The following is a 10,588-nucleotide window of genomic DNA, read 5'->3' as shown; positions in this document are numbered from 1 at the left end:
GCCGGATGGCCAGATCCCAGCGGGACCCGACCCGGCGCGTCCACACAACGGGCAAACCTTCGCGGCTACGGCACTAGCTAGTGCCGTGACCGGCAGGGTTCGCCCCGCACGGAGCGCCCTGTTCATGCCGAGAGGTGCAACGGGAGCCTCTTCAGCCCACGGACGACGACCTGCTCCCGGTAGGCGACAGTGTCCTCGGCCAGCGCGAACGAGCTGGTGCGGCTGAACAGCGCGCGAAAGGCGATCTCCGCTTCAAGGCGGACGAGGGGCGCGCCGAGACAGTAGTGGATTCCGGCACCGAGCCCGAGATGGCGCCGCGTCCGGTCGGACCTGGTGTAGCGAGCCACGAGGAACCGGTCGGGCTCGTCGAACACCTCCGGATCCCGGTTGGCAGCCCCGATCATCATGATCGCACCGTCACCGCGCGCGAACGGACGTCCGCCGATCTCGGCGTCCGTGAGGACGGTGCGGGCGATGAACTGCACCGGCGGGTCGAACCGAAGCATCTCCTCGACCGCGGGTCCGACGAGGGCTGGATCCGCACGCAGCGCCGCGAGCTGCCCGGGGTTCCGCGTGAGCGCGAGAATCCCGCCGCTGATGAGATTCGCTGTCGTCTCGTAGCCGGCCACCAGCAACAGGGTGCACAGTTCGAGCAGTTCCCGTTCGGCGAGCATGTCACCGCGGTCATGGATGGCGACGAGCCGGCTGAGAAGGTCGTCGCGCGGTTCCTTGCGGCGACGGGCGATCAGGTCGAGAAAGTAGGCGTCGAATTCCACGGCCGCCCGGTTACAGGCCGCTTTCTCCTCATCGGTCAGCAGATAGTACGGGTCCAGTCCGCGGGTCAGCGCGTCCGCCCACCCCCCGAACGCCTCCTCGTCCGCGGCCGGCACGCCCAGCAGCCGGCTTATCAACCGCAACGGCAGCGGACGCGCGAACGCCGCGACCGCATCGACCTCGCCCCGCTCGATCGCCTCGTCGAGCAGCACGTTCGCGAGGGAGGTGACCTCCGGAGCCAGGGCCTCGATGACCGCCGGGGTGAACGCCCTGCCCACAAGGCGCCGCAGCCGGGTGTGATCGGGCGGGTCCGCCCGTAGCAGTGAACCGAGGCCGTCCTTCATTCCCGTGCGATAGTTGATGCCGTCGGTGTACCCGTGCCCAACCGCGGGATGCGCGAGGACGGCGGAGGCCTCGGCGAGGCGGGTCACAAGAGTGACCGCGCGGTCGGCGATCTCACCGGAGATGAAGGCGCCGACTTCACGGATCTCCCGATACCGAGGGTAGGGGTCCGCAAGCCGCGTCGCCGTCACCGCGGCGATGATCGCAGCGGTGTCTCCCTCGGATGTGTCCATGTCGCCCACCGTAGTCACTGACCGTCTCCTCCCCGCGCGACGTCGCCGCAGGCACCTGCCCACCCCGCGGCGACCGGACGTTCTCACAGCACGACATACGAAATCCTGTCCGACACGTGTGCGCACGCAAAAATCAGCCGCCGCCTCTTGGTGGGGCGACTTTCAATCATTCAATCGGTTTCCGTCGAACAGGCTCCGTACCAGGCCGCCGTCGTACTCCGCCGCGCGCCTTATATGCGCGGACAGCGACCGGAGCCCACGGGGCGGGGCCGATCTCAGGATTCCCGCATCGTGGTCGCACCGGGTACAGACGATCGCATGGTGCGGTGTCCGCTTGAGGAGACAGACTCCAGACAGGGATCAGCGGCCGACATCCGGCCGGGTGCCTGCAGCCTCCAACCGGACTCGCAGGCTTCGCAAACCGCGGATGGTCAGGGTTTCGCGATAACTCGGCGCCGGATCCAGCACGGTGAGGCCCGGCGCGTGGCGCAACAGCGTCACCAGGACGATCTCGAGCTCCATCCGGGCGAGAGGCCGGGGCGACTACAGGCGGCAGGTCGGGTGGGCGCTGGTCGAGGGAGCGGTGAGGCCGCCGCCAGCCTGGGCGTCGTCGCAGGGGTTCCGCGCGCCCCCCGCTGACGCGCGGAACCTGCCAGCTTCGTTGTGGCTGAGGGTGCCGTGTGGCGTCAGCTGACCTCGAACCCGGCGGCGATGACGCCGCTGAACTGCGGGGGCGCCCCGAGGGGCGTGGTGACGATGTAGCGTCCGGCGGCGAGCGTGGCGAGGCCGTAGGCGGGATCGGAACCGGTCGGTTGGGCCACGGCGACGATGTCGGCGACAGCCTCGATGTTCGTCTTCCCGGACTGCACGTCGGCCGCGGTGGCCGTCTCGCCGTCGCGGACCCTGCCGAGCAGCAGGATGAATCCGGCCTTCGCCGGGTCGCCGGTGTTGGTGAACTTCAGCGCGACCGGGCCGGCGGGAAGCGAGGCCGGGACACCGGCGAGGCCGCTGCCGTCGCTGTTGGTCACGTCGAGCGTGGTGTAGCCGCAGGTGTCATGAGCCCATGCGTTGACGGCGGTGAGCGCGGTGTTCACGGAGCCGTCGGGGTCGGCGGGCGGCTTTCCCTCCGCGGCGCCCCGCACGGTCTCGGCGAGGACGGCGACCTGGCTCGCCACGTCGCCGGGTACGCCCGCTCGCAGCGGCCCGAGGTGCGGTTCGATGGACGCCGCCCAGGTCTGGACCTCGGTGGCGCTCGGCGGCGGCGCGTCCGGGTCGATCCCCGGCATGCCGATCCAGTTGCTCGCCAACTGGGCGGCGCAGGCCGCCTGCGTGGCGTCGGTGGTCGAGGCGTCGGGAGTCGTCGTGGCTCCGCGTGTCTCTGTCGCGCCCGCCGTGCCGGAGGAGTCGGAGCAGCCGGCGAGCGCGACGACCGCGCCGAGGCCGAGGGCACCGGCGGTGATCATCCATCGACGGCGGGCCTGGCCGGCGATGCTGTGGGTCTTCATCGTTGTCTCCCGATCGGATCCGGGCCGGACCGGTCCTGCTGACCGGTCGCGGCGGCAGCCTGATCATTCGGGTGGAACCGTCCCGCCGGCACGGGTGCGCGTTCCCGGAACGGCCGGGAGAAATTCCCGAGGCGGACGGGATCAGCGGTCCCGCACACTGGGTCCCCACGGGGTGCGATCATGCGATCCTTCGCGCCCCACGGGTTTAGGCGAGGGAGCTGGCTTGGACGTGTTCGCGCAGGACCCGCCGCCGGCACGGCCAGGGCGTCGACGGGCCGCGCACATCCTGGCCCTGGCCGCGCTCGTGCTGGCCGTCGCCGGCGCGGTGCTGGCCGTCGCCAACCGGCACGGGTTCCTCACGCCGTCGGGGGGCTCCGCCAGCGCGGCGGGCTGGACCCAGGTCCTCCTCGCGATTCCGTTCGTGGCGGCCGGTTGGCTGCTGGCCACGCGCCGGCCGGAGGTCCCGTTCGGCTGGCTCGCGCTGGCCGCCGCGATCGGCCACGGTGCGGCGGCCGCCGGCACGGGCTGGGCGGTGTTCACCGTGTTCGGCGACCGGGAGCTGCCGGGGGCCGCGCCGGCGCTTCTCGCCGGCTCCACGTGCGAGGCGCTGGGGCCCCTCGTGCTGGCGATCATCTGGGCGACGTTCCCGCAGGGGCGGTTCCCCCGCGGCTGGGTCGGGCGGGTCGCGGCGGTCAGCGTCGGGCTGTGCGCCGTGGGCTGGCTGAGCGGACCGCTGTGGTCCTTCAGATCCGCCGAGTCTCCGCCGGCCTATGCCGGGCTCACCAATCCGATCGGGGTGGACGCCATCCCCGGCTGGCTGCCGGTCGCGCTGTTCTCCTCGGGCCTGCTGCTCGGGTCGGCCGTGATGGTGGTCCGCTGGATGCGGGCGGACGGTGAGCTGCGCCAGGTGCTGCGCTGGCTGGCCGTGATCAACGCGGTCGCGATCGTGCTCACCCCCGTCGTCGTCGCGCTTCCCGCCGGAGAGCTGATCGGCAGTGTCGGCACCGTGGTCGAACTCGTCGTCGTCGTCGCCGTGGTGCTCGCGAACCGCGTCTACGGCATCGAGGCGGTCCTCAACCGCACGCTCGTCTACACGCTGCTCACCGCGTTCGTGGCCGTCGTGTACGCGGCCGGCGTCGCGGTCCTCGCCGCGTTCGGCCAGCAGGTGGGCGGGACGTCCACGGTGCTCGCCGCGGTCGGCGCGGCGTTCAGCCTCGCCCCGGCACGCGACCGGGTGCAACGCATGGTGAACCGCTTCCTCTACGGCGAACGCGACGAGCCGTACACCGTGGTGACCGGGGTGGCGGCGCGCCTGGAAGCGGCGGGCAGCGTCCAGACACTGCTGCCGGGCCTGCTCGAAGCCCTGGTCGGGGCGCTGCGGCTGCCGTCGGCCGCGGTGGAGATGCACGGCGACGACGGTTCCGCCCGTTCCATCACCCACGGCGAGGCCGCGCGGCCGGGCGCGTCGGTCCGCTTCCCGCTGGTGCATCAGGGGCAGGACATCGGCGCTCTCGTCGTCAGTCTGCGGGCCGGGCAGAACACGCTGGCTCCGCGGGAGAACCGCCTGCTCACCGACATCGCGCGCCAGGTCGCGGTGGCCGCCAGCAACGTGCGGCTCACCGAGGCGCTGATGCGCTCGCGCGAGCGCATCGTCAGCGCGGCGGAGGAGGAGCGCCGCCGGCTGCGCCACGACCTGCACGACGGTCTCGGACCGACCCTGACCGCCGCCGCGACCAAGGTGGACGCCGCCGGCAACCTCGTCGACCGGGACGTGGCGCGGGCCAGGAACCTGCTCGACTCGGTCCGGCGGGACCTCACCTCGGCCCTCGCCGACCTGCGCCGCCTGGTCTACGCCCTGAGGCCGCCCGTCCTCGACGAACTCGGGCTGCTGCCCGCGCTGCGCGAGCAGCTCCGGCACGCCGCGGTCCCGGTCGTGGTGTCGGCGCCCGAATCCCTGCCGCCGCTGCCGGCGGCGGTGGAGATCGCCGCCTACCGGATCATCACGGAAGCCATCACGAACGTCACCCGGCACGCCCGGGCGTCGTCCTGCGAAGTGTCGATCACCTGCGTCGATCACCTGCGTGTCGAGATCCGCGACAACGGAACAGCCGGCGACAGCGCGACGGGCGACACCGCGACGGGCGACACCGCGACAGGCGGCACCGCGAGCGGGAGCGGGAGCGGCGCGACATGGGCACCCGGGGTCGGCCTGACCTCGATGCGGGAACGGGCGACCGCGCTCGGTGGCAGCTGGATCGCCGGACCCACCGCTACCGGCGGCCGGGTCCTGGTAGAACTCCCCCTCTCCCTCGCCGGAAGCGCGATACCCCGGTCCGCCGCCGTGGTCGCTCCAGAAAGGGATCACGGATCTTCTTCATCCGCGCACACCGACGTCACCGGAATGCTCACGAGGAGCCAGCAGTGACCGAACCCCCCGCCACCATTCGGGTGCTCCTCGCCGACGACCACCGCCTCGTGCTGGACGGCCTGTCCGCGCTGATCGACTCCGTCGACGGCCTCACCGTCGTCGGGGAGGCGACCTCCGGCGAGCAGGCCGTCGACCTCGCCGGCACGGAGCACCCCGACGTCGTGCTCATGGACATCGAGATGCCCGGGATCGGCGGGGTCGAGGCAACCCGCCGGATCACCACCGCACAGCCGACGATCGCGGTCGTGATGCTCACGATGTACGGCGAGGACGAGTTCGTCTTCGCCGCCCTACGCGCCGGCGCCCGCGGCTACCTGCTCAAAGGCGCCCAGCAGAAGGACGTCGTACGCACCATCGGGGCCGTTGCCCGCGGCGACGCCGTGTTCGGACCGGACGTCGCGCACCGCGTACTGCGCACCTTCACCAGCCCACCCGCGGAGAACGCCCCGTTCCCCGAGCTCACCGAACGGGAACGCGAGGTACTCAGCCTGCTGGCGAACGGCTGGCCGAACAGCCGCATCGCGCGCCATCTCCAGCTCACCCCGAAGACCGTCGCCAACAACGTCTCCAACATCCTCGCCAAACTGCACGCCCCGGACCGCACGGCGGCAATCCTGCGAGCCCGCCGCGCCGGCCTGGGTGAACCGTGACCTACCCTCCCGACGGCCCGAACGGGCAGGTGAGGAGGGTGCGCACGGCCTGGCGCAACCAGCCCGCAACAGGACGCCGTTAATGTCCAGCCATGACCTTGAGCATCCGTAATCGGCTGGCTGGCACCGTCGCCGATATCACGGATGGTGCTGTCATGGGCACTGTCCGCATCGCCCTCGCGAACGGCGACACCCTGACATCGGCCGTCACCATGGACGCCATCAAGGACGTCGGCATCGGCATCGGCTCGGCGGTCGAGGTGCTGGTCAAGTCGACGGACGTCTCGCTCGCCACGGGAGAGACGTCGGGCCTGACCATCCGGAACCGGCTGGGCGGGACGCTGGTCGGCATCGACACCGGCGGCGCGATGGCGCTCGTCCGCATCGACCTCGGCACGGACATCGAGCTGACCGCCGCGATCACCCGCGCCGCCGCCGACGAGCTCAAGCTCGCCCCGGGCCTGCCCGTGACCGCACTGATCAAGTCAACCGAGGTGGCCTTCTCCGCGCTCTGACGCCCGCGCCGCGACAACCGTGCGCCGACGCCGACGCCGACGCCGACGCCGACGCCGACGTCCAGCCGCCGGTCACATCTTCCGGAAGTCCCAGCTTGTGATCTTCTCCGGGGTCACCCGCAGCCAGGCGTGCCGGCCGTCGTAGTGCATCTCGTCGCGGCCGGCGTACTTGCGTGCGTAGAGCAGCTCCGGCGTGGCCAGGTCGGGGTCGGGGGTGCCAACCCGGGGCGCCTCGCCGACGCTCTCGGCCCGGCCGCGGATCTCCACCCCGCGCAGCTCGGTGAACTCGTGACCGGTGTCCACGACGATCGCCACCCGCGGGTCACGCTCGAGATCGGTCCAGCGCTGGCTCTTGACGACCGAGTTGAGCCACAGCGCCTGCCCGTCCCAGACGAACCACAGGGGCGTCAGATGCGGCCCATCCGCGCTGGTCGTCGCCACCCGGCAGGTTCGCTCCTCGGTGAGGAACGCATCGACCTCGGCCGGGCTCATGGCGATCTTGCGGCCTCGACGCTGATCTCTCATCGCTTTCCCTCCAGGTGCGGACTTCCCGCGGTGCCCGCCTCGCCGCCGGTGACAGCGGTGGCGGCGGTGACAGCGGCGGCAGCGGCGTCGCCGAGGGCCTCGCCCTTGGCGAAACCGTAGTAGACGGCGAACTGCAGCACGATCTCATCCATCTCCGCGCTGGTGAGGTCGCCGGAGCGCAACGCCACGTCGACGTGCGTCCGCAGCGGCATCGGGGAGTCGTCGATCCCCACACAGGCGACGGTGATGATCCGGCGTTCCCGGCGGGTGAGACCGGGCCGCCGCCAGACGTTGCCGAACACGAAACCCAGGATCCCGGCCTGGCGATACGGCGTGTCCGCGGGTGGCGCCGGCATCAGATTCACGTCGGCGAACTCGGCCACGCCCCCTTCCAGCCGCGCGTTCCAGTCGCCGGTCTCGAACGAGGGGACGTCCAGCGGGGGCCATCCCGTCGGCTCCACCCCCCGCTCCCGTTGGACCCGCGCCCACTGCCGGCCGACGACCCCTTCGAGGTGGGACGCCTTCGGCCAGCCGCAGTAGACCGCGAAGTGCAGGACGAACTCGAGCATCTCCGCGATCTCGATGTCACCGCTGCTCAGCGCGGCATAGACGTGCGCGTCGATGGGACCGGGCGCGTCGGCCGCCGCGACGCAGGTCAGCGTCACCCACCGCCGGTCCCGCCGGCTCAGCCCGGGACGCCGCCACACCTCACCGAAGACGAAGTCCCGCGCCGCCGCCTCGAACGGAGTCAGCGCCGGTGGCGCCTCGGTGGCCATGACCTCCCGGAACACGCGCTCGGCCACGCCGGTGCGTCCCGCATCCAGCTCGTCGTCTGCCCGCGCGGGGTCCCGCTCATCGCCCGCGTGCCCCGCGTGCCCCGCGTGCCCCGTTCGCCCCGTTTGCCCCGCCTGCGCGGTGCCTTCCGTTGTCATGGACGGCTCCGCTCCTCCGGACTGCTTCTCCGGACTGCGTTCAATCGGTCGACCGCAATCTAAGGCAGGCGACTTTCCCGGGTCCAGAGTCGCTGCCGGGCCCGGGTCAGCCCGCGGACCCGCCGACCGCCTGCCCGAGCGCGACCCCGGCGAAGGCGGCCGCGAGACCCACGGTCAGGCTCACGACGACGTTGGCGACGGCGTGGCGATGGGTCCAGTCCCTGGCCAGTCGCAGCGTCTCGTAGCTGAACGTCGAGTAGGTCGTCAGCGCGCCACACAGCCCCGTACCGGCGACGGACAGCACCTCGGACGACGCCGGCAGGCCGACCAGGAACCCGAGCAGCAGGGACCCGGCGGTGTTGACGGCCAGGGTGCCCCACGGGAAAACCGAGCTGTGACGGCTCTGGACCGCCCGGTCGGTGAGGTAGCGCAGCGGTGCCCCGACCGCCGCGCCGAGCGCGACCAGCAGCACCGTCACCGTCCACCCCGCACTTCGCCAGCCCCGTGAGCGGCGCCGCGGAGGCGATCAGCTGAGCGGTCACGGGAGCCGCCACGGGAGCCGTCACCGGAGCGGTCACGGGAGCGGTCACGGGAGCGCAGCAGCCGCGCGGCGAGACCTGAACCGACGGCGACCGCGATGAGCGCGGCGGCGAGGGACACGAAGAGGAACAGAAGGGCGGTGCCGGGTGCGTCCGCTTCGACGGCACGCTCGACGTCCACGACGTAGGCGGAGAACGTGGTGTAGCCGCCGAGCACGCCCACACCGAGAAACGGCCGGACCAGCCGGCGCCCGGCCCAGACGCTCCCGACCAGCTCCATGAGCACGCCGATGAGCAGGCAGCCGGACGTGTTGATCGCGAACGTGGCCCGGTCGAAATCGGCCGCCTCGTGCGGGAAGGCCACAACCAGGCCATGCCGGGCGAGCGCGCCGAGCACACCACCGGCCGCGATGGTCGCGAGAACCGGCCAGGGACTCGGCCGCAGCTCCGCCCGCTCCTCGGGATCGGAAAGATCGACATCGGGGTCGACGGGCCGAAAGGCGGTTTCGGACGTCTCACCAGGCTGGACGACAGGCCGGGAAGCATCGACATCAGGCTGGACGGACTCGGCAGCAGGTTCGGACATGGCGGGCCTCCTACCAGCGGAAACAGCTACTGGCAGGGACCGTTGGCGACGCCGTCGCGGTTCTCCCCAGGCGCGAGGACGGCGGGCCCCACCGCCGGCAGGGCTGACTCGCCCAGGGCCTCACGATACCGGCCGCCGCCGACGGCAACGCGGGATCACCGCGTGGCGCGCAGGTGGCCGACGCTCAGCTCTCTCGCCCGTTCCCTGCTCGGAGATTCGCGCAGCTCGGATCGCATTGACCGGACCGGTCTGACCGGATCACGTTGGAGGTAAATCCGCCGGAGACACCGAGGGCGGCGAAGCGGGGGAGGGGCCGATGCCCACGGTGACAGCCAACGGAATCGAGATCTACTACGAACGGCGCGGCGCCGGCCTGGCACTGCTCTACCTGAACGGCTCCGGAACCACACTGGCGACGACGGGACGGCTGCTCGCCCCGTTCGCCGAACACTTCGACCTGCTCGCCCACGACCAGCGCGGCCTGGGCAGGACCGCGGTACCACCCGGCCCCTACTCGATGGCCGACTACGCGGCGGACGCCGCCAGCCTGCTCGACCAGGTCGGCTGGGAGCGATGCCGGGTCGTCGGCATCAGCTTCGGCGGAATGGTCGCCCAGGAACTGGCCGTAACCTGGCCGGAGCGGATCGAGCGGCTGGCGCTGCTGTGCACCTCGGCCGGTGGCGACGGCGGATCGTCGTACCCCCTTGACGAGCTCGGCAGGCTCGCCCCCGCCGAACGGGCGGCGCTGGCACCGCGGCTGCTCGACTCGCGTTTCACCCCCGAATGGCTGGCGTTGCACCCCGCCGACAGGATGACGGCGGACGGCATGGCCGGGCGTGCCTCAACACCGCGCACCGACGAGCAGCGACGCGGGGAGACCGCGCAGCTCGAGGCCCGCCGACACCACGACGTGTACGACCGGCTCGGCGCGATCACCTGCCCGACCCTGGTCGGCTGCGGCCGCTACGACGGAATCGCTCCCGTCACGAACAGCGAGGCGATCGCCAGCCGGATCCCCACCGCCACGCTGCGCACCTACGAGGGCGGCCACACCTTCTTCGCCCAGGACGTCCGAGCGTTCCCCGACGTCATCTCCTTTCTGGCCGGCCCGAACCCTTGACCATCCGGGCTGGTGGTGGCGCGCACCGCTTGAGGCGGCCCCGCCCGGCCACTGCACCCATTCGGCGACGAGCCGGGCGCGGGTGCCCCCACGACGTCCTCGGGTGGCTGCCGGCGACGGCTCACCGATGGGAACAACGGGTCGGCCGCGGTGAGGACTGTCGGGTGTGCTCTGCCTGAGATCGCCGGATGCGCTCGCGCTGCCGCAGCCCGATCACCCGGATATGCTTGCCCGTGGTGCGCCCCAGCCGAGGTCGGGTGGCGCGCAGCTCCGGGGCGGTAGCTCAGCCGGTTAGAGCAGCGGACTCATAATCCGTCGGTCGTGGGTTCGAACCCCACCCGCCCCACCACGGAGAGTAAATAGCCTCTGAGGTGAGGATTTCCGGTGTGGGCTGGGTCGGCGGCGGGCGTGGCTGACCGCGCCGGGTGGTCGGGCCCGG

General features: G+C 71.8%; 11 protein-coding genes and 1 tRNA gene. 5 read left to right on the top strand and 7 right to left on the bottom strand.

All coding sequences use genetic code 11. The features are described 5' to 3' along the window. Window positions 1–122 precede the first annotated feature (122 nt). From MXD62_RS25895 to MXD62_RS25885, 3 genes are all read right to left on the bottom strand, one after another. Window positions 123–1,349, bottom strand: coding sequence for a cytochrome P450 (locus tag MXD62_RS25895; RefSeq protein ID WP_248832027.1), 1,227 nt, complete (start codon window positions 1,347–1,349; stop codon window positions 123–125). Between the two features lie 360 nt (window positions 1,350–1,709). After that, the gene (locus MXD62_RS25890) at window positions 1,710–1,871 is read right to left on the bottom strand and encodes a cytochrome P450 (RefSeq protein WP_248832026.1); all 162 of its coding nucleotides are present in this window, start codon (window positions 1,869–1,871) and stop codon (window positions 1,710–1,712) included. Window positions 1,872–2,035: 164 nt separating this feature from the next. Next, window positions 2,036–2,854, bottom strand: a complete 819-nt coding sequence (locus MXD62_RS25885; RefSeq protein ID WP_248832025.1) for a hypothetical protein — start codon at window positions 2,852–2,854, stop codon at window positions 2,036–2,038. A 229-nt stretch (window positions 2,855–3,083) separates the two neighbouring features. On the opposite strand from MXD62_RS25885, the gene MXD62_RS25880 reads away from it, so the two are divergent. From MXD62_RS25880 to MXD62_RS25870, 3 genes are all read left to right on the top strand, one after another. Further along, window positions 3,084–5,279, top strand: coding sequence for a GAF domain-containing sensor histidine kinase (locus MXD62_RS25880; RefSeq protein WP_248832029.1), 2,196 nt, complete (start codon window positions 3,084–3,086; stop codon window positions 5,277–5,279). Next, window positions 5,276–5,932 carry a response regulator transcription factor gene (locus MXD62_RS25875; RefSeq protein WP_020459051.1) on the top strand — a complete coding sequence of 219 codons (657 nt, stop codon included), beginning with the start codon at window positions 5,276–5,278 and terminating at the stop codon, window positions 5,930–5,932. Before MXD62_RS25880 ends, MXD62_RS25875 begins: the two co-directional genes overlap by 4 nt. A 92-nt stretch (window positions 5,933–6,024) precedes the next feature. Then, complete coding sequence (locus MXD62_RS25870) at window positions 6,025–6,447, top strand: TOBE domain-containing protein (protein WP_248832024.1); 423 nt, start codon at window positions 6,025–6,027, stop codon at window positions 6,445–6,447. Between the two features lie 72 nt (window positions 6,448–6,519). Here MXD62_RS25870 and MXD62_RS25865 read toward each other — a convergent pair whose 3' ends face one another. From MXD62_RS25865 to MXD62_RS25850, 4 genes are all read right to left on the bottom strand, one after another. After that, window positions 6,520–6,972, bottom strand: coding sequence for a pyridoxamine 5'-phosphate oxidase family protein (locus MXD62_RS25865; RefSeq protein WP_248832023.1), 453 nt, complete (start codon window positions 6,970–6,972; stop codon window positions 6,520–6,522). Further along, window positions 6,969–7,748, bottom strand: a complete 780-nt coding sequence (locus MXD62_RS25860) for a carboxymuconolactone decarboxylase family protein (RefSeq protein ID WP_248832028.1) — start codon at window positions 7,746–7,748, stop codon at window positions 6,969–6,971. Before MXD62_RS25860 ends, MXD62_RS25865 begins: the two co-directional genes overlap by 4 nt. Window positions 7,749–8,010: 262 nt before the next feature. Then, entirely contained in the window at window positions 8,011–8,382 is a 372-nt protein-coding gene (gene crcB, locus MXD62_RS25855) for a fluoride efflux transporter CrcB (RefSeq protein ID WP_248832022.1), read from the bottom strand. Next, window positions 8,379–9,029, bottom strand: coding sequence for a CrcB family protein (locus tag MXD62_RS25850; protein WP_248832021.1), 651 nt, complete (start codon window positions 9,027–9,029; stop codon window positions 8,379–8,381). Before MXD62_RS25850 ends, crcB begins: the two co-directional genes overlap by 4 nt. Before the next feature lie 316 nt (window positions 9,030–9,345). On the opposite strand from MXD62_RS25850, the gene MXD62_RS25845 reads away from it, so the two are divergent. Both MXD62_RS25845 and MXD62_RS25840 read left to right on the top strand, forming a co-directional pair. Beyond that, the gene (locus tag MXD62_RS25845; protein ID WP_248832020.1) at window positions 9,346–10,149 is read left to right on the top strand and encodes an alpha/beta fold hydrolase; all 804 of its coding nucleotides are present in this window, start codon (window positions 9,346–9,348) and stop codon (window positions 10,147–10,149) included. 272 nt (window positions 10,150–10,421) lie between these two features. Then, window positions 10,422–10,498, top strand: a tRNA-Ile gene (locus MXD62_RS25840). Window positions 10,499–10,588 lie beyond the last annotated feature (90 nt).

This window comes from Frankia sp. Mgl5, assembly GCF_023242985.1.
In the GTDB taxonomy this organism is placed as follows: Bacteria; Actinomycetota; Actinomycetes; order Frankiales; family Frankiaceae; genus Parafrankia; species Parafrankia soli.
The sequence above is the reverse complement of the archived record's forward strand: the minus strand, read 5'-3'. Positions and strand labels throughout refer to the sequence as shown.

Bases quoted from the DNA above. Each gene is read 5' to 3' on its own strand.
- MXD62_RS25895 (WP_248832027.1), bottom strand. From the start codon at position 1,349: ATGGACACATCCGAGGGAGACACCGCTGCGATCATCGCCGCGGTGACG.
- MXD62_RS25890 (WP_248832026.1), bottom strand. From the start codon at position 1,871: ATGGAGCTCGAGATCGTCCTGGTGACGCTGTTGCGCCACGCGCCGGGC.
- MXD62_RS25885 (WP_248832025.1), bottom strand. From the start codon at position 2,854: ATGAAGACCCACAGCATCGCCGGCCAGGCCCGCCGTCGATGGATGATC.
- MXD62_RS25870 (WP_248832024.1), top strand. From the start codon at position 6,025: ATGACCTTGAGCATCCGTAATCGGCTGGCTGGCACCGTCGCCGATATC.
- MXD62_RS25865 (WP_248832023.1), bottom strand. From the start codon at position 6,972: ATGAGAGATCAGCGTCGAGGCCGCAAGATCGCCATGAGCCCGGCCGAG.
- MXD62_RS25860 (WP_248832028.1), bottom strand. From the start codon at position 7,748: ATGGCCACCGAGGCGCCACCGGCGCTGACTCCGTTCGAGGCGGCGGCG.
- MXD62_RS25850 (WP_248832021.1), bottom strand. From the start codon at position 9,029: ATGTCCGAACCTGCTGCCGAGTCCGTCCAGCCTGATGTCGATGCTTCC.
- MXD62_RS25845 (WP_248832020.1), top strand. From the start codon at position 9,346: ATGCCCACGGTGACAGCCAACGGAATCGAGATCTACTACGAACGGCGC.